The organism is Nonlabens sp., from assembly GCF_965660805.1.
Taxonomy (GTDB): domain Bacteria; phylum Bacteroidota; class Bacteroidia; order Flavobacteriales; family Flavobacteriaceae; genus Nonlabens.
In genome coordinates this window covers 17,919-41,635 of sequence record NZ_CBFIBE010000002.1, presented here as the reverse complement: position 1 = coordinate 41,635, position 23,717 = coordinate 17,919, and the positions used below count along the sequence as shown (strand labels likewise).

25 protein-coding genes are annotated in these 23,717 nt (G+C 35.6%); 15 read left to right on the top strand and 10 right to left on the bottom strand.

Annotated features, from left to right (window positions below; genetic code table 11):
• Positions 1-68: 68 nt before the first annotated feature.
• Genes ACTF48_RS01040 through ACTF48_RS01030 form a run of 3 tightly spaced genes read right to left on the bottom strand, consistent with a single transcriptional unit; the run spans position 69 to position 3,134 of the window.
• Positions 69-1,118 (bottom strand): AMP-binding protein, encoded by a 1,050-nt coding sequence (locus ACTF48_RS01040; protein WP_438961281.1) that lies wholly within the window; start codon positions 1,116-1,118, stop codon positions 69-71.
• Between the two features lie 6 nt (positions 1,119-1,124).
• Positions 1,125-2,087, bottom strand: coding sequence for a lysostaphin resistance A-like protein (locus ACTF48_RS01035; protein ID WP_438961280.1), 963 nt, complete (start codon positions 2,085-2,087; stop codon positions 1,125-1,127).
• Between the two features lie 3 nt (positions 2,088-2,090).
• Complete coding sequence (locus tag ACTF48_RS01030) at positions 2,091-3,134, bottom strand: o-succinylbenzoate synthase (RefSeq protein WP_438961279.1); 1,044 nt, start codon at positions 3,132-3,134, stop codon at positions 2,091-2,093.
• A 128-nt stretch (positions 3,135-3,262) separates the two neighbouring features.
• On the opposite strand from ACTF48_RS01030, the gene ACTF48_RS01025 reads away from it, so the two are divergent.
• Entirely contained in the window at positions 3,263-5,734 is a 2,472-nt protein-coding gene (locus tag ACTF48_RS01025; protein ID WP_438961278.1) for a DUF7619 domain-containing protein, read from the top strand.
• Between the two features lie 162 nt (positions 5,735-5,896).
• Here the strand turns inward: ACTF48_RS01025 and ACTF48_RS01020 are convergent, their stop codons facing one another.
• Positions 5,897-6,349 carry a DUF4442 domain-containing protein gene (locus ACTF48_RS01020; RefSeq protein ID WP_438961277.1) on the bottom strand — a complete coding sequence of 151 codons (453 nt, stop codon included), beginning with the start codon at positions 6,347-6,349 and terminating at the stop codon, positions 5,897-5,899.
• A 158-nt stretch (positions 6,350-6,507) separates the two neighbouring features.
• On the opposite strand from ACTF48_RS01020, the gene ACTF48_RS01015 reads away from it, so the two are divergent.
• The 4 genes from ACTF48_RS01015 (at position 6,508) to ACTF48_RS01000 (ending at position 9,992) form a co-directional block, all read left to right on the top strand.
• Positions 6,508-7,002 (top strand): DUF4870 domain-containing protein, encoded by a 495-nt coding sequence (locus ACTF48_RS01015; protein WP_438961276.1) that lies wholly within the window; start codon positions 6,508-6,510, stop codon positions 7,000-7,002.
• Complete coding sequence (locus tag ACTF48_RS01010; protein WP_006795574.1) at positions 6,999-7,340, top strand: PadR family transcriptional regulator; 342 nt, start codon at positions 6,999-7,001, stop codon at positions 7,338-7,340. Before ACTF48_RS01015 ends, ACTF48_RS01010 begins: the two co-directional genes overlap by 4 nt.
• Positions 7,337-9,058: a PspC domain-containing protein gene (locus ACTF48_RS01005; RefSeq protein ID WP_438961275.1), complete on the top strand. Its 1,722-nt coding sequence runs from the start codon at positions 7,337-7,339 to the stop codon at positions 9,056-9,058. Before ACTF48_RS01010 ends, ACTF48_RS01005 begins: the two co-directional genes overlap by 4 nt.
• Before the next feature lie 115 nt (positions 9,059-9,173).
• Positions 9,174-9,992 carry a GIN domain-containing protein gene (locus ACTF48_RS01000; protein WP_438961274.1) on the top strand — a complete coding sequence of 273 codons (819 nt, stop codon included), beginning with the start codon at positions 9,174-9,176 and terminating at the stop codon, positions 9,990-9,992.
• 162 nt (positions 9,993-10,154) lie between these two features.
• Here ACTF48_RS01000 and trxB read toward each other — a convergent pair whose 3' ends face one another.
• Complete coding sequence (gene trxB, locus ACTF48_RS00995; RefSeq protein WP_438961273.1) at positions 10,155-11,132, bottom strand: thioredoxin-disulfide reductase; 978 nt, start codon at positions 11,130-11,132, stop codon at positions 10,155-10,157.
• 439 nt (positions 11,133-11,571) lie between these two features.
• Here trxB and ACTF48_RS00990 point away from each other — a divergent pair, with 439 nt between their 5' ends.
• The 6 genes from ACTF48_RS00990 to ACTF48_RS00965 all read left to right on the top strand — a co-directional run bounded on the left by ACTF48_RS00990 (position 11,572) and on the right by ACTF48_RS00965 (position 16,585).
• A complete protein-coding gene (locus tag ACTF48_RS00990) occupies positions 11,572-12,120 on the top strand; it encodes a cupin domain-containing protein (RefSeq protein WP_438961272.1) in 549 nt (182 codons plus the stop codon).
• Between the two features lie 58 nt (positions 12,121-12,178).
• On the top strand, positions 12,179-13,699 hold the full coding sequence (gene nhaC, locus ACTF48_RS00985; RefSeq protein WP_438961271.1) for a Na+/H+ antiporter NhaC: 1,521 nt from the start codon (positions 12,179-12,181) through the stop codon (positions 13,697-13,699).
• 412 nt (positions 13,700-14,111) lie between these two features.
• Positions 14,112-14,747, top strand: a complete 636-nt coding sequence (locus ACTF48_RS00980; protein WP_438961270.1) for a peroxiredoxin — start codon at positions 14,112-14,114, stop codon at positions 14,745-14,747.
• An 80-nt stretch (positions 14,748-14,827) separates the two neighbouring features.
• Positions 14,828-15,139, top strand: a complete 312-nt coding sequence (locus ACTF48_RS00975; RefSeq protein ID WP_438961269.1) for a thioredoxin family protein — start codon at positions 14,828-14,830, stop codon at positions 15,137-15,139.
• Positions 15,120-15,368 (top strand): DUF6952 family protein, encoded by a 249-nt coding sequence (locus tag ACTF48_RS00970; protein WP_438961268.1) that lies wholly within the window; start codon positions 15,120-15,122, stop codon positions 15,366-15,368. Before ACTF48_RS00975 ends, ACTF48_RS00970 begins: the two co-directional genes overlap by 20 nt.
• Positions 15,369-15,694: 326 nt before the next feature.
• Positions 15,695-16,585: a DUF6268 family outer membrane beta-barrel protein gene (locus ACTF48_RS00965; RefSeq protein ID WP_438961267.1), complete on the top strand. Its 891-nt coding sequence runs from the start codon at positions 15,695-15,697 to the stop codon at positions 16,583-16,585.
• A 130-nt stretch (positions 16,586-16,715) separates the two neighbouring features.
• On the opposite strand, the gene ACTF48_RS00960 is transcribed toward ACTF48_RS00965, so the two are convergent.
• A complete protein-coding gene (locus ACTF48_RS00960; protein WP_438961266.1) occupies positions 16,716-17,282 on the bottom strand; it encodes a hypothetical protein in 567 nt (188 codons plus the stop codon).
• A gap of 96 nt (positions 17,283-17,378) precedes the next feature.
• Here ACTF48_RS00960 and ACTF48_RS00955 point away from each other — a divergent pair, with 96 nt between their 5' ends.
• Positions 17,379-18,089 (top strand): DUF4197 domain-containing protein, encoded by a 711-nt coding sequence (locus tag ACTF48_RS00955; RefSeq protein ID WP_438961265.1) that lies wholly within the window; start codon positions 17,379-17,381, stop codon positions 18,087-18,089.
• Positions 18,090-18,121: 32 nt separating this feature from the next.
• Here ACTF48_RS00955 and ACTF48_RS00950 read toward each other — a convergent pair whose 3' ends face one another.
• Entirely contained in the window at positions 18,122-18,913 is a 792-nt protein-coding gene (locus ACTF48_RS00950; RefSeq protein WP_438961264.1) for an ABC transporter substrate-binding protein, read from the bottom strand.
• On the bottom strand, positions 18,913-19,065 hold the full coding sequence (locus ACTF48_RS00945; RefSeq protein WP_438961263.1) for an SsrA-binding protein: 153 nt from the start codon (positions 19,063-19,065) through the stop codon (positions 18,913-18,915). The genes ACTF48_RS00950 and ACTF48_RS00945 overlap by 1 nt, the downstream gene beginning before the upstream one ends.
• A gap of 443 nt (positions 19,066-19,508) precedes the next feature.
• On the opposite strand from ACTF48_RS00945, the gene ACTF48_RS00940 reads away from it, so the two are divergent.
• The 3 genes from ACTF48_RS00940 (at position 19,509) to ACTF48_RS00930 (ending at position 22,423) form a co-directional block, all read left to right on the top strand.
• Positions 19,509-19,886 carry a hypothetical protein gene (locus ACTF48_RS00940; RefSeq protein ID WP_438961262.1) on the top strand — a complete coding sequence of 126 codons (378 nt, stop codon included), beginning with the start codon at positions 19,509-19,511 and terminating at the stop codon, positions 19,884-19,886.
• A 330-nt stretch (positions 19,887-20,216) separates the two neighbouring features.
• A complete protein-coding gene (locus ACTF48_RS00935; protein ID WP_438961261.1) occupies positions 20,217-21,563 on the top strand; it encodes a dihydroorotase in 1,347 nt (448 codons plus the stop codon).
• Between the two features lie 23 nt (positions 21,564-21,586).
• Positions 21,587-22,423, top strand: coding sequence for a DUF6671 family protein (locus tag ACTF48_RS00930; RefSeq protein WP_438961260.1), 837 nt, complete (start codon positions 21,587-21,589; stop codon positions 22,421-22,423).
• A 71-nt stretch (positions 22,424-22,494) separates the two neighbouring features.
• Here the strand turns inward: ACTF48_RS00930 and ACTF48_RS00925 are convergent, their stop codons facing one another.
• Both ACTF48_RS00925 and ACTF48_RS00920 read right to left on the bottom strand, forming a co-directional pair.
• The gene (locus ACTF48_RS00925; RefSeq protein ID WP_438961259.1) at positions 22,495-23,334 is read right to left on the bottom strand and encodes a 1,4-dihydroxy-2-naphthoyl-CoA synthase; all 840 of its coding nucleotides are present in this window, start codon (positions 23,332-23,334) and stop codon (positions 22,495-22,497) included.
• Positions 23,335-23,367: 33 nt separating this feature from the next.
• Positions 23,368-23,634 (bottom strand): hypothetical protein, encoded by a 267-nt coding sequence (locus ACTF48_RS00920; protein WP_438961258.1) that lies wholly within the window; start codon positions 23,632-23,634, stop codon positions 23,368-23,370.
• Between the last annotated feature and the right edge of the window lie 83 nt (positions 23,635-23,717).

The following is a 23,717-nucleotide window of genomic DNA, read 5'->3' as shown; positions in this document are numbered from 1 at the left end:
CCGAGTACTCCTAAGAAAACAAGAATAGGAACTTGAAGTCTATGCACTCCAAATTATTATGTTCCATGTTATTTTCTAAACAACCTTTCTAAGGTAGAGCGCTTATCTACTTTTTTAGTATGCGTTTCTTCAAAAACATCTACAAAATAAACCTCTCTAGGCACTTCATAGGTATCTAAATGATTAAAAGAATCATTATACTTAGACTCTTTTCCTTCCACAATAAGCACTACTTTTTCTCCTAAATCTTCATCATTCATTCCCGTTATAAAGAAACGCTGCGTGATATGTGCTGCTAGTTTCTGCTCCACTTGATCAGGATGAATTTTAATTCCACCACTATTGATCACATCATCGATACGTCCTAAAATTCTAAACTGTCGTTCATTAACGAGATCTACGATATCATTAGTGACTAAGTTTTCTTTCCCTAAAGATGCTGCATTAATAACTAAACAATCTCTATCATCTTTATGAAAAGTCACATCACCTATAGCTGTATACTGGCCTTCTAAATCGGGATATAACTCTTTAATAGCCACATGAGAAGCCGTTTCAGTCATTCCATAAGAATGATATGCTCTGGTATGTTTGTGCTGTAAATCATTAATCAATTGTTCTCGTACCGCTGCTCCACCTATGAGAACAGTTCTCGTTTTATGAATATTTTTTAAAGACTTAGTAACTTGTAAAGGAGTCATGGCCGTAAAGTCATAACGTTTATCAGCTTTTTTCAACGGTTTAGAGCTGGGTTTTACTAAATCTATTTCCCAACCGAGCATGAGGGCGCGCACCATCATCATTTTACCTGCGATATAGCTTAATGGTAAACAGCAAAGCGCCTCAGTTCCTGGACCTAATTCAAAATGCTGTCCAGTCATTTGAGCACTATGAATCATGTGCTGTTTATTAAGTTTATACTGTCTAGGAGAACCTGTAGAACCACTAGTAAAAACGGTCATGACCTCAAAATCGTCGAGCCAGTTTAATAAAAAGTCACCTACTTCTTTTTCCCATTCTTCACCTTCTTTTACATAAGAATAAGCAACAGTCATCACTCCATTATAGTCTAGTTTGCGACCATTAAGTTTAAAACTTGGGTGTATTTTGGGAATCATATTTTTCTAATCTTGAAATTCATTTACCTCAACCTTATTTTCTTTCAGCGCAAAAAATTCTTCTTTACTCATTACTCGACCAAATAGCTTTTCCTTCCAGTTAGACCATTTGTATATTTTGCCCAGAATAATCAGTATTACTGGATAACCTATGAGAATGGGTAACATATCTATGAGTCCAAAACTAGGTGCAGAAACATCTAGGAAAACAGAATCAGTCTGAATAGCTGTCCAGGTAGAGGTCACCATAAGAGCTGCAGTAATATTATTTGCAGCATGAAAACCTAGCGCTAGTTCTAAACCTTCATCCATTAAGGTCATAGCTCCTAGTAAAAAACCTGTACCTATGTAAAAAATCATCACTTCCATACCTAGTTTTTCTACCTCAGGATTTGCTGCGTGCATCACACCAAAAAGAATAGAAGTAAGCATAAAAGGAACCCATCTATTTTTAGTAAGAATACCTAATCCCTGAAGCAATTGCCCACGAAACAAATATTCTTCAAAACTAGTCTGAAAAGGAAACAATAAAAAAGAAACTATAACTAGTGGAATAAATTGAGACCAATTCAAATTATACTGAAAATTCTCTGGTGCGCTATACACACTTAACAATATCATAGCAATAGAGACAACAGACCAAAAAATAAACATCATAAAAATGCGTTTCCAATCTATTTTCTTACGACTTGTTGTTAAAGCTGTTAACGACTGCTGGTGAACAAATTTCACCCATATAAATATGGCTACAATTCCCGCAACAAATATTAAAAGGTTCAGAATTAAAAATGGCATTTTACCCATCATTTCAATCATTTGAGCCATCATTTGTTCTACAGACTGCCCTTGATTTTCTACTAACATTAAAGTAGAAAAGTAATTAAATACCATAAAAAGCATAAAGCCTACCGGTATGAGAAAAAAATTCCAAACTCCTAATTTGCCTTTATAACCTTGTTCTATATACATTTCTTAAAAATTTAGTGCATTAGTATCCCATTGAGAGATATTGTTACATCTCAACGTTCCGTTTTTAATTTCTAGTGGTGCCGTAATATTATTAGTATACAAACCACCAGTTCCTAGTCCTTGCGGCATATCATTTCCTAATGTGTAAGTAAATTGAGCAATCGCATTTAGTCCTACATTTGATTCCAGCGCACTGGTCATCCACCAGCCCACATTCTTTTCACCTGCGATATTAATCCACTCTCTACAACTTTGAAAACCACCTACCAGAGCCGGTTTTAAAATAATATATTGTGGTTTTATAGTTTCAACACATCGCTCCTTTATAGCCATATCATACAGTCCTATTAATTCTTCATCCAGAGCAATGTCTACAGGAGACTGCTCACACAGCATTGCCATTTCTTGCCATTGTCCTTGTGCAATAGGTTGTTCTATGCTATGTACTTGATATTTATGAAGCAATTCTAGCTTGCTCATAGCATTTTGAGGAGTAAAAGCTCCGTTTGCATCTACTCTTATGGTGACTTCGCTTTCGCGAAAGCGTGATCTTACAGCCTCAAGCATCTCTAATTCTTTATCAAAATCTATAGCACCTATCTTAAATTTAATACAATTAAAACCGCTTTTCAATTTCTCCTCCAATTGTTGAAGCATGAAATCCTGGTTACCCATCCATACTAAACCGTTAATATTGATCACATCCTCACCAGCCGTAAACATAGATGGGAATAACGTGAACATGTCTTGAGACTGTAGGGATTTTAAAGCCATTTCATAGCCAAATAATATAGAAGGCCACTCTTTTAATTCTTGAAATAAATCAGCTGGTTTTTGAGAAATGTTATCGCACAACCACTGTAATTTTTGCTCATAGTCTGGGCGATCATCTATGGAAAGCCCCTTGAACAGATTGCACTCGCCTATTCCTTTTTTAACTCCATTATCTAGATATAAAAAATAAGTTTCCTTCACTTTTAAAACACCTCTAGAGGTGCCAGCTGGCTGTTTAAATTTAAGTATGTATTTTTTAAAGTATGCTTGCATAGACGCAATATAATCATGATTCTACAGGGAATACTTAATCACTTCTTAAAAACTAAGTTGTATTTTTATAAAAATCTACGCAACCTTTTGCATTTTAATGCATCTTACTGGTAACCAACTTAAAAGCTATGAAAAGATTTTTACTTATCCTATTAATAGGGTGTTTTTCAAACCTTACAACTGCACAGTGCCCTACAGGTTTAATCACATTACTTAATCAAGCCGAGGTAGATAGTTTTCAAACCACTTATCCTAACTGCACACAAATTTTAGACGGCTTGCAAATAGGCCCTGATAATGGCAGTTCTAATATTACCAACTTAAATGCTCTAACTGGAATCACCCAGCTCGATGGTGGATTAAATATATTAAACAACCCATCACTTCAAGATTTAACGGCTTTTTCCACTTTAACTCAATTAGAGGACATTTACCTGTTCAATAACCCACAAATTACTAGCTTTAATGGATTGCAAGGAATCACTTCAATTAATGATATTAAACTAGAACAATCTTTTGTCACAGATTTTAGTGCGTTATCAAATATAGATGACGTACATAAATTATGGATTGTTGATGATACCGCTATTACAGATCTATCAGGTTTGAGTCAGTTGCTTATTCTTAATTTTCTAGAGTTAGATAACACTCGCATTACAAGCATTAACTCATTTGATTTAGTCGGCTACTCAGAGTGGATCACTATTAAGGATAATGACTTTTTAACTTCCATAAATGGTTTCGGCAGTGTGGATCTAGTAGATAACTTAACCATTTTAAGAAACACCCAATTAACGACATTAAGTCAGTCATTTCAATCCTTAGAAAACATTCAAGATAATCTTATTATTAAAGGAAATACTAATTTAATGGACTTTGGTGCTTTTAGCTCCTTAGAAAGTGTAGATACTATTCAACTGGATCAAATGCCTGGAGAGCAAGATTTATCTGTGTTTAGCTCGTTAACTTATTTGAGAGTATTAAGAGTTACACGTGTGAATAACATCACAAGCCTCAACGGACTTCAAGGAGTGCCTAGACTTACATTTATAAGTATAGAAAATAATCCTTTACTAAATTCTATAAATGCAATAGGTGGCAGTGATGCTATATGGTTAACAGGTTTGCGCATTATAGGAAATCCTCTTCTCGCTGTTTGTGATATTCCAGTAGTCTGTAATTATTTAGGAAGTTCTAATTCAAATGCTACTATAAATGGTAATGCCACTGGTTGCGCTAGTGAACAAGAAATAGCTGCAGCATGTGACCTCAATATTATAAGTGGTGTGGTTTATTATGACACAAATGGAAGTGGTGATTACTCACCAGCGACTGATGCCATTGTGCCGTTTTATAAAGTGTTCAGCACATCATCAAACGGGAACAGCACCACATTTACAAAAACAGATGGTACTTATAATAACTTTGTAGGTACTGGAGCCATAAATACAGATGTAGAAGACTTACCCATGTTTGCATTTACTCCAGGTAGCGGTTATAATGAGAACTTTACAGGTTACGGTAACCTGGGAACTGGGAACTTTGAAGCACAAACCACTACAACGGTTCAAGACGTAGCTATAGATTTTATAGCAAGTATAGAAACACGACCAGGATTTACCGCAGGCTATAAAATTATAGCAGTTAATAAAGGTTCTGTTCCTGTAAGTGGAACCATAGACTTACCCTATAACAGCAACCTGTTCACTTATCAAACTAGTGTTCCCGCGGCTACTACAGTATCACCTGGATTGCTTAACTGGTCTTATACCTTAGGACCGTTTGAACGACTGCGCATAGATGTAGAATTCTTAGTAGCTCAACCACCAGCGCTTATGGGTGGAGAATTTATTCCTTGGACTGTAACTATTAATCCTATCGCTGGAGATGCACTTCCAGAAGATAATACTTTTATCTATGAAAATGCAATTGTTAACTCCTATGACCCTAATGATAAAACTGTTTTTGAAGGCTCTGAAATTCTACCTACTGAATTAGATGACTATTTACATTATAGAATCCGTTTTCAAAACACAGGAACAGCAAGCGCTATTAACGTAAAAGTAACTGATACACTTTCTTCTAATTTAGACTGGGACACGTTTGAACCTATAGATATGAGCCATGACGTGGGCGAAATACACATTAAAAATAAACGTTTTGTGGACTTTGACTTTCCTAATATTAACCTGCCGGACAGTACAAGTAATGAGCCGTTAAGCCATGGATATATCTATTACCGCATCAAGCCTAAACAAAATTTAGTAGTAGGTGATTATATAGATAATAGAGCTCATATTTTCTTTGACTTTAATGAGGCGATTATAACTAACACTACTGTAACCACAGTGGTTCAAACACTTTCTGGAACAGATGAGGAATCACTAGCTATTAGTATATACCCTAATCCTACTCAAGACCAGTTGCATATTCAAACATTGAACACTATTGATATGGTTCATATTTACAACCTTCAAGGTCAAGAATTATTATCCTCAAAGAGTAAAGATATTAATGTAAGTGAATTATCTTCTGGCGTTTACTTTGCTCGAGTAAACTCTGGAAATCAATCTCAAGTATTGAAGTTTGTTAAGGAATAAAAGTTGTACTTAAATTTAAACTTTTAAAGTTATACCTAAAACACCCATCCTATCTTTCCCTCCAGGGAAGGAACTTTTTAAATTAAGAAAGTCTTTCATGAAAAATCAAAATTTCACGTGTTGAGAAGAAAATAGGCGATTTAGAACTTGAATTTTGGGATTTTAGTTTTTCCTCTTAACGGTCCATTCAAATTTAAAATGGCTCACTTCTACTCCTTCTTCATTCACACCACGAGATTCCATCCACACGGTTTGTCCTTCTCCAGTAGCTACGGTTTTTTCAATGGCTTGTTGAATGGCGTGTCCATCATTACAGGTAAATGTGATTTTTCCTGTTGCTTTTTTTGTAAAAACAGCTTCATTTCTGGCTACGAGCATGGAAACTCGCGCATCACTTTTCTTTATAAATGACATAACTAAGGCGCCAGTAGATAACTCTGCCGCCATGGCTTGTGTAGCAAAATACATGCTCTTAAACGGGTTCTGGTTAAACCATTTGTGACGCACTTTTACAGTACAAGACTCTTCATTTATAGTCTTACATCGCACACCTGACCACCATGCACTCGGTAGTTTTAAGAAGGTAAAAGCATTAATCTTTTGCGGTGTTATCATTTTTAACGTTTTGTGTAAATGTAATGAAAAGGCTTGTTATGATTACGCTTTCGCGAAAGCGAAATACAAAAAAACACTCTGTCATGAAAAATATATGGTACTTTGTATTGCATAATACTATCTTTTAGATATATATTTGCATAACTAAATAATAGGTCATGGAACATAGTATTCAAAATAATCATAGAAACCTGTCGACATGTATGCACTTGTTGAGTTTCGGTAAGTGGTTGTTTCCACTCGGGAATTTTATCCTGCCCATTTTACTCTGGATGGTAAACTCTAAGAAATCTAATTATATAGATCATCACGGGAAACAGGTGATCAACTTCCAGTTGAGCATGACACTCTACTCTATTGTACTGGCTATTATCGCAGCGATCATTTTAGTGGTTGCCCTTTCCTCTGGCGGGATAGATTTGATACAGCGCATGGATGGTAATGAATTTCCATTCAGTGAGGACATGGAGATTTTTGCGACCATGATAGGTGTGGGAATTCTTTTTGGCGGCGCACTACTTCTTCTGGGAATTATAGATTTAGTGTACACTATAAAAGGTGCAATGCAAGCAAATGATGGGGTGCTTTTTAAATACCCGTTAACGATTCCGTTTTTAAGCACAACAGCAGAATCTCATAAAACAACAACATGAAGATAGAAAACACAAAAGCGCAAATGCGCAAAGGCGTACTGGAGTACTGCATTCTATCCATACTTAAGGAAGAAGATGCTTATGTGGCAGAAATTCTAGACACGCTCAAAGACGCAAAGTTACTGGTTGTGGAAGGAACCATATACCCGTTACTGACTCGATTAAAAAATGCAGGGTTACTTAATTATAGATGGGAAGAAAGTACCAGTGGTCCACCACGTAAATATTACGGACTAACTGAAACTGGAAAAATTTTCCTTAAAGAACTTTCCAGCACTTGGGATGACCTTAAAAATGCTGTTAACCTGGTAACCACTACAAAAACTAAAAAATCATGAACAAGACCATAAATATAAACCTCGCAGGGCTGTTCTTCCACATCGATGAAGATGCCTATAATAAATTACAAAAATACTTAAGTGCTGTGCGTCGCTCTTTTAGCAGTATGCAAGGCTCAGAAGAAATTATGAGCGACATAGAATCTCGTGTGGCAGAGCTATTTCTAGAAAAAAGAGCCAATGATCAGCAAGTCATCTCCATTACTCATGTAGAGGAAGTGATCTCCATCATGGGACAACCTGAAGATTATGAGGTAGATGAAGAAATCTTTGAAGGTGAACGTAAATCTACGGCTCAAGAAATGAAAAGCAGACTGAGTAAACCTCTATTTAGAGATACACTTAATGGATATATAGGTGGAGTTTGTTCAGGACTAGGTCATTTTCTAGGTATAGATGCGATATGGGTAAGAATCTTTTTTGTATTGATTTCTTTTATCTCTTTCCCTTTTAATGTCCTTGCTTATATCGTCTTCTGGATCATTGTTAAAGATGCAGTAACTACTAACCAGCGTCTTGCGATGATGGGTAAAGAAGTAAACATTTCTAACATAGGAGAAAACTTTAAGTCGGGTTTTGATGATGTAGTCGATGGGCAGACCGACGCCGACTACAATATCGTAGGTCAAAAAGGAAAAAGAGGAACAGTAAAGTTCTTTAGCTTTTTAGGAAGGTTTATAATGGGAGTTTTTACCGCTATAAGTAAAATTATAGGGCTAATTATGTTCCTACTAGGAGCTACTGGGTTAATTGCTCTATTCTTTAGTCTTATAGGGATAGGAACGGCACAGCTGCAAAGCGATGATTTTATGATGCTTATGAATATGAGTATTCCTTCAAGTATGTCTACCTGGTGGATTTACCTCACGGCATTCTTTTTAGTAGGAATACCGTTTCTAGTCCTATCCATTTTAGGACTCAGATTATTAGTGTCTAACATGGCTTCTATAGGTCGTACTGCAAAGGTTGTGATCGGGTTACTTTGGGTAGCCTCAGTCATAGGGTTGTGTGTAATTATAGCCAGTATAGGAACTTCACAAGCTTTTGAAGGAAATGTGAATACCCTAGATAAATTTAGCGTGAATAAAGAGAAAGTATTCCAGTTAAATATGAAAAACAGCACCCATGAAGGATACGATAACATATATATCAACGGTTCTCACTTTAATATAGGTGACTATGATGGTGTAAAACAAATACGTTTAATGGGTATAAAAACTGCTATAGCAGCGACCACTGATAGTGTTGCCTCTATAAATGTAAGATATAAGGCAAAAGGCTCTTCTATTCTTGAAGCCAAAGATGCGGCTTCTCAAATAGTCTACGACTATCAAGTAACCGACTCTAGTCTAACACTTAATGATTACTTCCTATTAAGTGGTGGGAACTTAAACAATCATAAAATCGAAATCATCGTGAATTTACCAGAAGGGACAAAAGCCCGTATGAATAATGAGTTTGCAAGTCATTATAGAGAATATATAAGTAACGATGCATTCTCTCTAGGAAGTAATGATTCATACACATATCAAATTAAAAATGGGAAAGCGGTTTGTTTAGATTGTCCTATCATAGATAAAAATGAAGAAAGTAACAATGATTCAAGTGATGATAGCAACTGGAAATATGAAGAAGATAATGATACAGATGAAAGAAGCACTCTTAAAACGACGGTCAATTTAGAAGCTATAAAAATAGAGACTGAGGAGAGTTATTAATTTATAGAATCATTTGATCATCAACTTAATTTTAAGATATTATTGTTGACTAGAAAACCGTTCCATTCATTTGGAGCGGTTTTTGTTTTACCTTTGTTAAACAAATTAAGTTAACATGAAAAAATTATTACTCTTAGTGCTGATCATAACTGGTGCAATTTCTCAAGCACAAGAAAAAGTAAAAGGGAATCGGGAACCTAGTACTGTTATTACAGATCTAAAATCTTTCAACACTATTGAAATAGGTGGTGATTTTGAAGTTGCCATCGTGGAAGGTCCTCAGGCCCAGATAGAAATAACAACAGATTCTAACCTGCATGAATTTATAGAAGTAAACGTGGCTAATGGCACCTTTAACATCTCGACAACTGCCATCATACGCTCTAAGAAAGAAATGAGCATAAGGTTAATTTACCCTGCTGGATTAACTAAAATCATAGCAAAAGAAAAAGCAGAAATAAGTGCTATTACTGAGCTTAAAGCAGATCAACTTGAAATAAATATTCAGAATAATGCCAAATTATTTTTAACCGCTAGCATAGGACAACTGACCTTAAACCTTAAAGGTGACACAAAATCTGAGTTGAACCTAAGAGGAAATGAAGCAATCATAAATTTAACTGATAAAGCCGAAATTAAAGCATTACTTACATATCAAAACTTAAACTTGAGCATGAGCGGTCGCTCAGATGCAAAACTAGAAGGTGATATTAAAACAGGTACTTTATTACTAGAAGATAAATCAGATTATCATGGAGATAATTTAGTCTTCAATAATCTTAATATGAAGGCCACACATAACACTAATTCTGAAATTAATGTAAAAGACGAGTTATCTCTTGCTGCAAGTGACGATGCCAAAGTTGAACTATTCAATACACCTAAGATCATCCTCGAGAAGTTTATAGGTAAAACACAGCTGATTAAGAAGTAAATAAAATACAGCAAAGTCATTAAGAGTAGCGCAAGCGAGGAAGTTATCTGATTTAGTAGATACGATAAGCAGATTAGCACGCTACACTCACAATGACGATAATATAAAATAAACCCATAAAAAAACCTCGCGATGCGAGGTTTTTTATGGGGTAGAAAGGGATTAGTAACTACCTCCTATCACCTCTTCTACGATTCCTACTTCAGCAAGATAGCGCTCAGCATCTAGTGCTGCCATACAACCGGTTCCTGCAGCAGTAATGGCTTGCCTATACATTTTATCTTGTACATCTCCACTAGCATAAACTCCTGGTAAGTTTGTAAATGTAGTACCAGGCTTAGTAATTAAATAGCCAGCATCATCCATATCTAGCTGACCTTTGAAGATATCAGTATTAGGCTTGTGCCCTATCGCAATAAATAAACCTGTGATTTCTATATCGTGTTTTTCTTTAGTTTGATTATTTACGATACGTAAACCTTCAACCACCTGTTCACCTAGAACCTCATCTACCTCAGAATTGAACAGTACTTCTATATTAGGTGTATTTGCAACTCTGTGTTGCATCGCCTTTGAAGCACGCATTTCGCCTTTACGAACAAGCATGGTTACTTTAGTACATATGTTAGATAGATAAGTAGCTTCTTCAGCAGCGGTATCTCCTGCACCTACTATGGCTACATCCTGTCCTTTATAAAAGAACCCATCACAAACAGCACAAGCACTTACTCCACCACCACGTAACCGTTGTTCACTAGGTAAACCTAAATATTTGGCCGTTGCACCTGTAGAAATAATTACTGTATGCGCTTCAATTTTAGTTTTACCGTCTACAATAGCGGTATGGATTCCGCCCTTTTCAGTGGAAAAATTCACCTCAGTCACCATTCCTATGCGCACCTCAGTGCCAAAACGCTCTGCTTGTTTCTGTAAATCTACCATCATGGCTGGCCCATCGATACCGTCTGGATAACCTGGGAAATTATCCACCTCAGTAGTAGTTGTTAACTGTCCACCTGGCTCCATTCCTGTGTATAGTAATGGTTTCATATCTGCGCGTGCAGCATAAATGGCTGCTGTATATCCTGCTGGTCCTGAACCTATAATCAGGCACTTTACTCTTTCTATTTGTTCTGACATGTTGTAAACTTTGATTGGTAAAAATAATGATTCTATAACCTTTATAGTTCAGCTAGTGATCACTATTTATTATCAGTTTATTAAAGTTTTAAATTGTTGGGCTTTTGAGACGTGAGCTGTGAGCTCTGAGCTCTGAGCTTTGAGTTGTTGGGTTTTGAGATTTGGAATTTAGATTGAATTAAAACCATACCTCTACTTTCTCATGAGATCACCTTATAATTCTTAGCCTGATTTTTATAGTACCAGTTCGAGCGAAAGTCAAGAACGTTTTTTGAATTTATAAAGTCTTAATAAATAGTTTCTTTTTCACTTAAAATTATTTCTGTAGTTACGGCTATGCAAAGAACTTTAAGCTTCAACTAAACAAAAAATGAATCAATTTATTTTAACGACATTATAAACACAAACTTGGTATTAGTTATATTTTTGCTCTTTAACTATGAGTAAAACCTACATCAATCCTGTCACAAAAGAACGTGCCACTATCCTGGAAACCAGTGCTCAAACTCATGGTTCTTATACTTACATAGAAGTAGAATTACAACCAGGTGGTAGTAATCCAGTACATTACCATCAGTTTTTTACAGAGCAGTTTGAGCCTGTAAGCGGTGCTCTAGGTGTTCACTATCTGGGTAAAGAGATGTTATTAGAACCTGGATCTATTTTTAAAGTTCCTATCATGGATCACCATCGATTCTATAATCCTGGAGATGAACCTATCATTTTCAGAGCAAAATTAGAACCTGGACAGCCTGGATTTGAAAATTTTATGGCAGCACTTTTTGGACTCGTGAGTGATGGGAAAACCTTTGGCAAGAACCAGATTCCGTTCAATCCTTTTTATGCCATTATTTTACTCAAATGGGGAGACACACAGGTAGATAACATTCTATTTAGACTATTTAAACCCTTGTTAGAGCTGTTATATACGCTTTCGCGAAAGCTAGGATACGAGAAAAAATTGCTCCATAAATACATTCACAGATAAACAAGAACTTGCAAAGGCGTTTTCAAAATCGTAACATTACAAACCGATAAAAAATTACATGGAAAGCCAAAATATCAACCAAGAGGACGAAAAAATTATTATAAATTATAAGCTTAGCATCTGGGAAGCGCTTATTCCTGTGGTGGCTTTAATAGCTATGCTGGCTTATAATGTATTTGTTTTTGGAGATAGCGCGCTAGGTGGAACTAATCAGTTTATTCTTATTCTAGGTGGTGCAGTGGCTGCTATAGTAGGTTTTAAAAATAAAGTATCTTATAAATCCATGATCGAGGAAGTGGCTCAAAATTTAAAGTCCACCACTGGTGCTATTCTTATATTATTAATGGTAGGCGCGCTCGCAGGAACCTGGCTTGTGAGCGGTATTATCCCTACAATGATTTATTATGGACTGGACATATTAAACCCGACTATTTTTCTGGCAGCTTGTGTGGTTATTTGTGCTGTTATATCAGTAGCTACAGGTAGTAGCTGGACCACTAGTGCTACCGTAGGTATAGCATTAATAGGAATCGCTGGAGCGCTGGGAATAAGTCCAGGAATGACTGCTGGTGCTGTGCTGAGTGGCGCTTATTTTGGTGATAAATTAAGTCCGCTTAGTGATACTACTAACCTTGCTCCGGCTATGGCTGGAACAGATTTATTCACTCACATTAAATACATGACTTACACCACGGTTCCTACCATTATAGTAACACTCATCTTTTTCATTATTCTAGGTTTTACAAACGACACCACTGGTGTTGCTGATGTCTCAGAATATCAAGCTGCGATAGACGCTACTTTTAATACTACACCATGGTTGTTTTTAGTTCCGATTGCAGTTATTGCTATGATCGTAAAGAAGATTTCTCCTTTAATTGCATTATTAATCGGGACCTTGTTAGCAGCAGTATTTGCATTAATTTTTCAACCCGATTTAGTTTTAAGTGTTTCAGGACTTAAAGAATGGAGCTTTGAGGCTGCCTATAAAGGGATCATGAATTCTATCACCGTAAAAACAGCAGTAGCACCAGTTTCTGATAATCAGCAGATTGTTGAGGAACTCGCTGGGCTTTTTGAAGGGAAAGGAATGGAATCTATGCTAGGAACGATATGGCTCATTATTTGCGCCATGGTTTTTGGTGGTGTGATGGATGCGATAGGTGCATTGAGTAGAATTTCAAAAAGTTTGTTAAACATGTTTAGCAGTACTTTTGGGTTGTTCTTTAGTACGGTAGCTAGTTGTCTAGCGATTAACGTTACTGCAAGTGATCAGTATCTTGCCCTGGTTGTACCTGGTAAGATGTATGAGAAAGCTTATCGCGAAAAAGGACTAGCACCAGAGAATCTTTCTAGAACACTAGAAGATTCTGGGACTGTTACGTCTGTTTTAATACCGTGGAATACTTGTGGAGCTTATCATAGTGGTACTCTAGGAGTAAGTGTGGCAGATTATTTTGTTTATGCCATTTTTAGTTGGTTATCTCCCATAACCACCTTAATTTTTGCTGCGTTGAGTATTAAAATAAGACAGCTGGTTGTAAAAGAACCGTCTCTTGCTACGGTAGGAGAAGATTAATATCAGAGCAGTTTTTCATGATCGGTTTATGTTTATAAAACCAGTAATCAACATTTTATAATTAGTAATGTCCTTGTAAAAAGAAGACTGTTACAAAAATTTAAGTGTTACCATCTATCTTAATTTTATAATAATTACAGAGTTACTAACTCGCTCATTTTTAATAAGTCTAAAATGACAGAATGGTGGAACAGCGGTTTTAACTATGCGGCTACTACCACAGAAAAAACAAGCGAGATCAAACCTGCTGAGGAATAGGTGTTCAAAATAAGAAAATACTATTCTATTGAATACACTTTATAAGAAACCTCTATAACATCATTAAGTTATAAGATTGTGAAACCTTCTCAAAAATAGCCATTGTAATGTATTTTTGTAATCTGAAAAACAATACAATTTAAAACAAATTACAATGGCAATAGTAGGAAGAAAATTTCCAAGTATCCAAGTAGATGCAATGAATGAAATGGGAGATACGTTCAAGCTGAACGTTCTTGAAGAGGCAAAAAACAACAACAAGAAGGTACTTCTTTTCTGGTATCCTAAGGATTTTACATTTGTTTGTCCTACAGAGCTGCATGCATTTCAAGCTGCTCTAGGAGAATTTGAAAAAAGAAACACCATGGTAATAGGTGCTTCTTGTGATACTCCAGAGGTACACTTTGCATGGTTAAACACTCCTAAAGATGATGGTGGTATTGAAGGTGTGACTTATCCTATCCTTGCAGATTCTAACCGCAATCTTGCAAACATGCTCGATATATTAGATATAGAAGAAGAATACAACGATGACTTAGAAGGTTACCTTCTTAAAGGTGATAATGTAACTTACCGTGCTACATACCTTATTGATGAAGAAGGTACTGTATTCCATGAAGGTGTAAACCACATGCCTGTAGGTCGTAACGTAAACGAATTCTTAAGATTAATAGACGCTTATGCTCACGTTCAAAAGAATGGTGAAGTATGTCCAGCAAACTGGGAAGAAGGTAAAGACGCTATGAGCGCAGACCGCAAAGGAACTGCTGCTTACCTTTCTCAGAACTAATTATTATTAATCCATAGAAACACAACCTTGAGGTTTCACGTAAACCCTATGGTTGTGTTTCTTCTTTAAAATAGTATCACATGCAAACTTTAGATCAAGATAACCTGCAGGAAATCGTTGCAAATAACGATACCGTAGTAGTTCAATATATGGCTAGCTGGTGTGGAAACTGCCGCTTAATGAAGCCTAAATTCAAAAAACTTGCTGCCGAAAACGAAAACGCAACGTTTTTACTAGTAGATGCTGAGAAGTTCCCTGAGTCACGCAAAATGGCGACGGTAGATAATTTACCAACTTTTGCAACCTTTAAAAATGGTGCTTTTGTAAATCAAGTACAAACTAACAAATTTGAGAACCTTAAAGAACTAGTTCATGAAGTTACCAATAATTAGACACCTTCAAAAAGGCACTACTCCAGAACAACTAGAAGCAACTCTTGAAGTTCTAGAACACTTCTCTGAACATAGAGCCGTTACTGAAGAAGAAATGGACGTAGTCGGAGAGTTGATTACAAATATTTGTGGAGCACTAGAAGTACATGCAAATGTAAATCAAGGAATGAGTGGCGTAGAAGCTGCCAATGCTTTTGCCCAAAAAGTAATGGGTTCTATAGACCAGTAGCATACCTCCTATTTTTAATAAACACCTTACATCACCGCATGATAAGGTGTTTTTTTATGCCTAAAAAAGATATCAAAAAGGTAATAGTGCCAAAAGAAATAATTAAATAGTCTAAAGATTTTTAATTTAAATTTTAGAGTACGAGGCAAAAAACACAGGCATAGCCATAACTACAGAAATAATGTTAAGTAAAAAGTAGGTAAAAAAGAAACTATTTATTAAGACTTTATAAATTCAATTTGGTATAATTGTATGAACATGAATTTTTATGACCTATTATTGTGGTTTATTTAATATTTTTACTTTTCAATGACATATCCTTAATTATGAAAAACAATATACTCTTAGTACTTTTAGTTTGCGGTTTAAGCATTACATCTGCCCAGAACTATTTAGACATCGCTCGTTTGAATGTATCTAACACTACTCTAGAAGATTTAGAACAAACTCACGAAACTAATATTACCAATGTAAATTTAGAATTTCTACTTCCTACTCCTATTAACGATAAAACGATTCTAATTACAGGTCTAACTGCTGAAAATACCAGTATGGTTCTGAGCAATGGCTTGAATAGAGAGAACCTTATCATGACTCGCTTAAACCTAGGAGCAAAAGTTTACCATTCTAGAAAATGGACAGGAACTTATTTATTATTACCTAAGATAGCCTCAAACTTAGGCGCAGAAGTTGCAAACGCCGATTTTCAAATAGGTGCTATAGCCCTACTAGAATACAGACATAAAAACAGATTTAGAACTAAATATGGTATTTACAGCTCCTCAGAAGAGTTTGGTACCATAATCACTCCTTTATTAGGTGTATATTACAGAACACCTAACAATAAATTCTACATAGACGCTGCCTTCCCTATACGTATGGAAGCAAATTACAACATCACTAAAAAATTCAGCCTAGGAGCTGACCTACGTACTTCTATAAAATCTTATAATTTAGGATTAACTAATCGTTACGTTCAAGAAGAGTCTATACGTGGTGGTTTATATGCCTCATATTCATTAATGGATGACAAACTTATATTAAGAGCCAAAGCTGGTCTAGACACTACAGACTATGGTCTTTATAACTCAGGTGATCGTGTGGGCGCACAAATACTCACTATCCAGGTTAATGGTGATGATCGCGCGCGATTAAATAATGAATTTGACAGTAGTCTTTACTTTGGTTTTGACGCGATATACAGATTGAACTTATAATTAAAGTCAACCTTTTATACCTATTTGTATTTTAGATGTTGTCTTAATAAACGATGAATTGAGATCAATTAAGAACACCTGATTCTATAAAAGAATCAGGTGTTCTTTTTTTGTGTAAAAAATAAGGGATCTAGTTTGACGCTTTTAAAGTACCGCGCTGCGGTCTCGTATCGCCTCTTCTCATATAAACACCTGTAATCACCTCATCATCATTATCTACCTCATCTTCTAGGAACATAGTACTATGAGAAATCCCTTGCGCAATAAGTAGGTCTGCATTTGCGTCATTACCTATAATGGTCTTTTTAGTTTGAATAGAAGTAATAAACACCAAGGTAAAAAAGTGACTTCCTTTTCTAATCACAAAAAACTTTTCCTTTGGTTTCCCTTTTAAGACCATGGTATCGAGTAACACATTATCTTGATAAAGTTCTGCCATAATAGAACGCTCCTCAGTATAAGAAATAAAGACCTGATTGCCCTGCGCTATATTTTGCTTTTTATCAGGATTATGAATACATAAGTCGTTCCATAAACTATTCTCCTCGTCTCCTAGAATTCTGTTTTCATATAATCCCGTTAATGTCGTTGCATTTAAACTCATAGGGTTTTGAGAAATCTTATTACTGAGCCCTTTAGTGGTATAACAACTTGTGAGCAAAAGAGAAAAGACTATTAACTTAATAATTAGCTTCATTACGATCAGTTTTAAGTTTTAAGATGATCAAAATTTATACCATACCTGAAGTATTTCAACACTGCTATTTGCCATATCTTTGTAAAAAAATTCAACATGAAAAAAGTAATATTTCTATTCACCCTAGTATTCATCTTTAACAGCTGTGGTAGTCTCAACGAGATCGTTAATAACTTACCTCAAAGTAGCAGTGGCGTTCTTTCTCAAGCAGACATAGGTATGGGATTAAAGCAAGCACTAGATCAAGGAATCAATAAAGAGGTATCTAAACTCATGGCCAAAGACGGATTCTATAAAAATGAACTCGTTAAGATAGTACTACCAGAAGAACTTCAAAAAGTAGATAACGGTCTACGCAAAATAGGATTATCTGGTGTTGCTGACGAAGGCTTAAAACTACTGAACAGAGCTGCCGAAGATGCTACCAAAGAAGCCTTACCTATTTTTGTAGATGCAGTTAAAGGCATTTCTTTTAATGATGCAAAACAAATTTTACTAGGTGACCAGCGCGCTGCAACGACTTATCTCGAGAACTCAACTCAGCAAGCACTGTATGCTAAATTCAGCCCTATTATTAATAACAAGCTGGGTGAAGTAGGCGCAACAAAGCTATGGTCTGGTGCTATAACTAAATATAACGCTCTACCATTAACCAGTGATGTAAATCCAGATTTAACAGACTACGTGACACAAAAAGCACTTGAAGGTGTTTTTAAAATGATAGCTCAAGAAGAAACTCAAATACGTAGTAAAGTTTCTTCTCGTGGAACAGATTTATTACAACGTGTATTTGCGCTCCAAGACTAATTTTAGCACTTATGCTTTATACCCGATTGAATTTATAAAGTCTTAAAATATTCAGGCGCGTCTTTGAGCCTGCTTCCATACCAGGAGAAGTAAGATCCATCTACATTTAAATAAATAGGCTGTTTTAATTCCGCTTTCGCGAAAGCGTGTTCCAGCTCCACCCTATCTGCTTCACTAAAAGCATAAGGCTCTGAGGAAAACAGAATCACCTCTGGTTCCAGGTTCACGATGTTATCTAATGTAAGCTCTGGATAACGAGTAAATGGCTGCATAATATTCATAAAGCCTGCATGCTGCATCATATCATGAATAAAAGTATCATTACCTATGGTCATGTAAGGCTCTTTCCATATCAGGTATAAGGCATTTTGAGAAACCACTTTTTGTTTTTCAAAATGATTAAAATTTATTTTGATCGTATTTATCAATGATTTTGCCTTAAAAGAAGTTCCTGTGAGTTTCCCTAGATCGGCTATCATTTCTAGAGAATCTTCTAGGCTTGCAATATCAGAGACATAAGTAGGAGCGATTTCCTGACAGGCCAGCACGATTTCTTTAGTATTCTCCTCTTTATTACAAATAATTAAATCAGGCTGTGCCTCTAGCAATCTAGACATGACTACCTTTTTAGTGCCGCCCATAATTGCTATACGATCTTTTAAACCTACCGGAAAATCACAAAATCTAGTAATTCCCACCAGATGTTCCTCCAGTCCTAAATCTACTAATAGCTCTGTTTGGGATGGAACCAAAGATATGATGCGCAATGGACGCTCATTTAACGCTACCGTACGGTAACACTGGTCTGTGATAGAAATAAACATTAATCTAGTGCGTTTTTAGTGACCCATAACCTATAACCGAAGATCATCATTTGCCATTTACTGGCTTTACTGAGATCTAATCTACGTTTTGTAAAGCTGGGCATAATAGCTTTATTAACCTGGGCTAGTATTTTAAAGAGCTTTTTTCTCATGTTGCAAAGGTATTTTATACCCATTTAGTTTTCAAAAGTAGTTATAAATGGCTTTAAATAATGGTGATTACCTATTATAAATATTATAGTATGTGTACGCCTAGCGATTACTGTATGATACAGACCGTTTTTTAGTTCCTTGAAGGTTTGAAATCTTTTACTTTTAAAGGTGTTTGTGATGTATTACCATATTTGATCACATGGATTTAGTTCGGGATTATAGGATGTTATCCTTAACAAATAGTTCTGTACAACTGGCAAGAACATCATATAAAGCAAATCAAACATTTTAAAAGCTTATTGCGAGGCTGTGATGTAAGAAAATATCTGTATTTTTACTCAGACAATGTAATAACCAAAGATATAGCGGGTAGCTGCTAAAAGGTTTCAATCGCCTGGTATCTTTGGCGTTGTAAAACATACAACCCAAAATTACGCTTAAAATGAAGGTTTACGGAAAATGTAAAAGTTGCAAAAACGAAATTGGATACCGAACTAATGCACATACGCGAGTTGAATTTGCAATGCAAGACGGAGAAACGAAAAAAATGAATTGCAAAAACTGCGGAACAAATACCGAATTTCACGTTGATGAATTATTTGCCAAACGTTCTAATATGCCATATTTGATTGTTGCATTAGGAGTTTTATTGTTAGTAATAATAACTTTATATTTCCTGTTTTTTAGTGATAGCGAATATGTAATTTTAGCTTTTGGACTTCCATTTGTGGTATATTTTATATTAACTAAACAAGACCAAACAAGAGTTTCTGATTTTAATAATCGAAAACTAAAAGGTAGAACTCACAACATAGGATAAAGTACGTTTTACAGCAAAGAACTGAGGTAAAAAACAAAACTTTTCTTCATTAATTTGAGACACTATAATTCTAGGCTCGTAGATTCATTCATTAGATTCTAGAGCCTTTTTTATTACTATAATCTTCTAGTTATCGAGGCAACACTGAAACGTGAGTTTCATCATAAGGCCTTCCCGATGTTGCGATAGCAAAACATTGTTTAAGGAGACTAATGGTCCACATGTGCCACTATTGCTTTTTAATTTATTATCTTGATAGCCCAAAAGCAGGGTTCATTAAATCCCTTAATGATCAAGTAAATAGCAAACAATCTTAACAGTAATAGAAGAATGGAAGAAAGCATATTAATTAAGAATTCAACAATTGTAAATGAAGGAAAATTATTTATCGCTGACGTACTTTTAAAAGACGGGCTCATTGAAAAAATCGGGAATATTAATATTCAACCAGATTATAAACTAGTGGATGGAACAGGAAAACACCTTTTCCCAGGTATTATAGATGGTCAGGTTCATTTTAGAGATCCAGGACTTACTCATAAGGGTGATTTATACACTGAAAGTAAGGCTGCTATAGCTGGTGGCGTTACTTCTTTTATCGATATGCCTAATACAGTTCCAAATATTTTAACCGTAGAAAGTCTAGAAGAAAAATATGAGATTGCATCAAAGAAATCCTTAGCAAATTACTCCTTTTTTCTTGGCGTAAACGGCGATAATATAGACGAGGTAATAAAAATAAATACCCAGCAATTTATAGGTGTATCAGATGACGGTTTATATTTCACAAAAAAGGGCAACTTACTAGCTGATAGTCCTGAGAAAATGGAAAAATTATTTTCAAACTGTAAATCCATCATAGCCATTCATTCAGAGAAAGAAGAAATTGTAGAAGAAAATGAAAGAATTTTTAGAGAAAAATATGGTGAAGATATTCCTGCAAAACTACATCCTGTTATTAGAAACACCAGAGGTTGCTATGAAGCTACAGAACGAGCTATACACCTAGCCCAAAAACATAATGCACGATTGCATATTTTACACCTAACAACTGAAGCGGAAACGCATCTATTTAGAAATGATATTCCTTTAGAACAGAAAAAAATAACCACAGAAGTATCTGTGCATCACCTTTGGTTTTCAGATAAAGATTATGATCGATTAGGCATGCTTATCAAGTGGAATCCTGCAATAAAAAGTGAAAAAGATAAACAGGGCTTAATGAAAGCACTACTTGACGATAGAATCGACATTATTACCACAGACCATGCTCCACATACAATAGATGAAAAACAACAGACCTATTTTAAATCCATGTCAGGAGCACCTATGGTACAGCATACATTAAATTGTATGTTAGAGTTTTATAAACAAGACCTCATTTCCCTAGAAAAAATAGTAGAAAAAATGTGCCATAACCCAGCTATTCTTTATAATATGACTAAAAGAGGTTTTATAAGAGAAGGCTATTATGCAGATTTAACCCTAGTGGATTTAAACAGTAAATGGATCGTATCTAAAGAGAATCTTTATTATAAATGTGGATGGTCACCATTAGAAGGAACAACTTTTCAAACTAAAATTTATCAAACATTTGTTAATGGTAATTTAGTTTATGATAATGGTCACTGGGATGAGAAAACAAATGGATTAGCCATCGAGTTTAGCAATAACTAAACTACTGCAAACATGCACAACATATGTTTCAAGGCAGAAACCTAGTAATAGCGACTAAACACAAAAAGGAAAAAGTAATTGCACCTATATTAGAACTTGAATTAGGTGTAAAATGTTTCCTTCCAGAGTCTTTTGATACAGATTCACTGGGTACTTTTACGGGAGAAGTAGACAGAAAAAAAGATCCTATAGCCACAGTAAGGGAAAAATGCTTAAAAGCGATGGAGTTAAGCAACTGCGATTTAGGAGTTGCAAGTGAAGGATCTTTTGGTCCTCATCCTTCTATCTATTTTGCAAATGCTGATGATGAGTTTTTAATTCTTATCGACAAAGCAAACGACTTAGAAATTATTGTAAGAGAAATAAGTTTAGAGACTAATTTTAATGGTGGGGAAATTAATAATGAACATGAGCTACTCGAGTTTGCTAAATTGACAAAATTTCCAACACACGGGCTCATACTTCGTAAATCAAAAAACGACATCAAAGGAATAGTTAAAGGACTTAAAAATGAAGAAGAATTAAAAACAGCATTTCATAAAACCTTTAAAGAATGCGGCAGCACCTATATTGAAACAGATATGCGAGCAATGCACAACCCTAGCCGTATGAAGGTCATTAAGCAGGCTGCTATAAAGCTTGTAAAAAAGATAAATTCCTTATGTCCTCAGTGTGAAACGCCAGGTTTTGCGGTTACAGATGCAAAAAAAGGGCTCAAATGCAATTTATGTGGTCTACCCACAAATTCCATATTAAGTTATATATATACCTGTAATAAATGTAAATTTATTACAGAAGAAATGTATCCTAATGAAAAAACAAAAGAGGAACCCATGTATTGTGATTACTGCAATCCATAGGTGAAAAACACATCTTTATATATTCTTTGAAAACGATATCACCTTAAATTTTAAGAGTGGTAATTAAGAAATTATGGTATATAACGATCTGTTCCCCAGTTAGGTTTACGTTTTTCTAGGAATGCTTCTCTACCTTCACGCGCCTCATCAGTCATATAGATCAAGCGTGTCATTTCTCCAGCAAACACTTGCTGTCCTACCATACCATCATCTGTGGCGTTCATGGCAAATTTGGCCATTTTTATGGCAATAGGTGATTTTTTAAGAATTTCCTGTCCCCAATCATAAGCTGTTTGATCCAGTTCCTCATGTGGTACTACAGCGTTTACCATTCCCATATCCATAGCCTCTTGAGCACTGTAGGTTCTACCTAGAAAGAAAATCTCACGAGCTTTTTTCTGACCTACCATTTTAGCTAGATAAGCACTTCCGTAACCAGCATCTACACTTGCTACATCAGTATCTGTTTGTTTAAAAACACCATGCTCTTTACTGGCTATAGTCATATCACATACGACATGTAAACTGTGTCCACCACCTACTGCCCATCCTGGAACGGCACAAATTACAACTTTGGGCATGAAACGGATCATGCGTTGCACTTCTAAAATATTCAACCTACCTGTTCCAGAATCATCTTTATACCCATCATTTCCACGCGCATTTTGATCACCACCGCTGCAAAACGCCCAGCCACCATCTTTTTGTGATGGTCCTTCTCCAGTAAGAATCACAACACCTATCGATAGGTCTTCTTGAGCATCATAAAAAGCTTTAATAAGTTCGGCCACTGTTTTAGGTCTGAATGCATTGCGCACTTCTGGCCTATTAAAAGCGATACGGGCTATACCATTGCACTTCTTATAAGTAATATCTTCAAATTCTATGGCAGTTTTCCAGTCTATGGACATAATTCTAATTTTTAAACAAATATAAGCCCTATCCTATTTATACCATACTCTCACGACCTCAATCATATAAACATAACCACCGCTCATATTGATTGTTTTGGTATTTGAATTCTTTTTATTGTACCTCATATTAGGCATGAGCATGGTCTCTACATTAATTATTTTAGAGTTATAATTCTTACGGATCCATTCATTAACCCGTTCAAGAACCTCTTTAGTAGATTCATATTCATTTCCCTTCCAGAAACTTTTGGTAATTACCTCAGGTTCAAAGTCTATATAGTTGATTTCATTTATCATATTCTATTAGTAGTCCAGCGGTTTGTTTTGTTACGCTTTCGCGAAAGCGGTTTCAAAAACCATTCATCTACTCAGACAGACCA

Coding starts and splice junctions, on each gene's coding strand:
- ACTF48_RS01040 (WP_438961281.1), bottom strand. CDS start 1,118: ATGATTCCCAAAATACACCCAAGTTTTAAACTTAATGGTCGCAAACTA.
- ACTF48_RS01035 (WP_438961280.1), bottom strand. CDS start 2,087: ATGTATATAGAACAAGGTTATAAAGGCAAATTAGGAGTTTGGAATTTT.
- ACTF48_RS01030 (WP_438961279.1), bottom strand. CDS start 3,134: ATGCAAGCATACTTTAAAAAATACATACTTAAATTTAAACAGCCAGCT.
- ACTF48_RS01025 (WP_438961278.1), top strand. CDS start 3,263: ATGAAAAGATTTTTACTTATCCTATTAATAGGGTGTTTTTCAAACCTT.
- ACTF48_RS01020 (WP_438961277.1), bottom strand. CDS start 6,349: ATGATAACACCGCAAAAGATTAATGCTTTTACCTTCTTAAAACTACCG.
- ACTF48_RS01015 (WP_438961276.1), top strand. CDS start 6,508: ATGGAACATAGTATTCAAAATAATCATAGAAACCTGTCGACATGTATG.
- ACTF48_RS01010 (WP_006795574.1), top strand. CDS start 6,999: ATGAAGATAGAAAACACAAAAGCGCAAATGCGCAAAGGCGTACTGGAG.
- ACTF48_RS01005 (WP_438961275.1), top strand. CDS start 7,337: ATGAACAAGACCATAAATATAAACCTCGCAGGGCTGTTCTTCCACATC.
- ACTF48_RS01000 (WP_438961274.1), top strand. CDS start 9,174: ATGAAAAAATTATTACTCTTAGTGCTGATCATAACTGGTGCAATTTCT.
- trxB (WP_438961273.1), bottom strand. CDS start 11,132: ATGTCAGAACAAATAGAAAGAGTAAAGTGCCTGATTATAGGTTCAGGA.
- ACTF48_RS00990 (WP_438961272.1), top strand. CDS start 11,572: ATGAGTAAAACCTACATCAATCCTGTCACAAAAGAACGTGCCACTATC.
- nhaC (WP_438961271.1), top strand. CDS start 12,179: ATGGAAAGCCAAAATATCAACCAAGAGGACGAAAAAATTATTATAAAT.
- ACTF48_RS00980 (WP_438961270.1), top strand. CDS start 14,112: ATGGCAATAGTAGGAAGAAAATTTCCAAGTATCCAAGTAGATGCAATG.
- ACTF48_RS00975 (WP_438961269.1), top strand. CDS start 14,828: ATGCAAACTTTAGATCAAGATAACCTGCAGGAAATCGTTGCAAATAAC.
- ACTF48_RS00970 (WP_438961268.1), top strand. CDS start 15,120: ATGAAGTTACCAATAATTAGACACCTTCAAAAAGGCACTACTCCAGAA.
- ACTF48_RS00965 (WP_438961267.1), top strand. CDS start 15,695: ATGAAAAACAATATACTCTTAGTACTTTTAGTTTGCGGTTTAAGCATT.
- ACTF48_RS00960 (WP_438961266.1), bottom strand. CDS start 17,282: ATGAAGCTAATTATTAAGTTAATAGTCTTTTCTCTTTTGCTCACAAGT.
- ACTF48_RS00955 (WP_438961265.1), top strand. CDS start 17,379: ATGAAAAAAGTAATATTTCTATTCACCCTAGTATTCATCTTTAACAGC.
- ACTF48_RS00950 (WP_438961264.1), bottom strand. CDS start 18,913: ATGTTTATTTCTATCACAGACCAGTGTTACCGTACGGTAGCGTTAAAT.
- ACTF48_RS00945 (WP_438961263.1), bottom strand. CDS start 19,065: ATGAGAAAAAAGCTCTTTAAAATACTAGCCCAGGTTAATAAAGCTATT.
- ACTF48_RS00940 (WP_438961262.1), top strand. CDS start 19,509: ATGAAGGTTTACGGAAAATGTAAAAGTTGCAAAAACGAAATTGGATAC.
- ACTF48_RS00935 (WP_438961261.1), top strand. CDS start 20,217: ATGGAAGAAAGCATATTAATTAAGAATTCAACAATTGTAAATGAAGGA.
- ACTF48_RS00930 (WP_438961260.1), top strand. CDS start 21,587: ATGTTTCAAGGCAGAAACCTAGTAATAGCGACTAAACACAAAAAGGAA.
- ACTF48_RS00925 (WP_438961259.1), bottom strand. CDS start 23,334: ATGTCCATAGACTGGAAAACTGCCATAGAATTTGAAGATATTACTTAT.
- ACTF48_RS00920 (WP_438961258.1), bottom strand. CDS start 23,634: ATGATAAATGAAATCAACTATATAGACTTTGAACCTGAGGTAATTACC.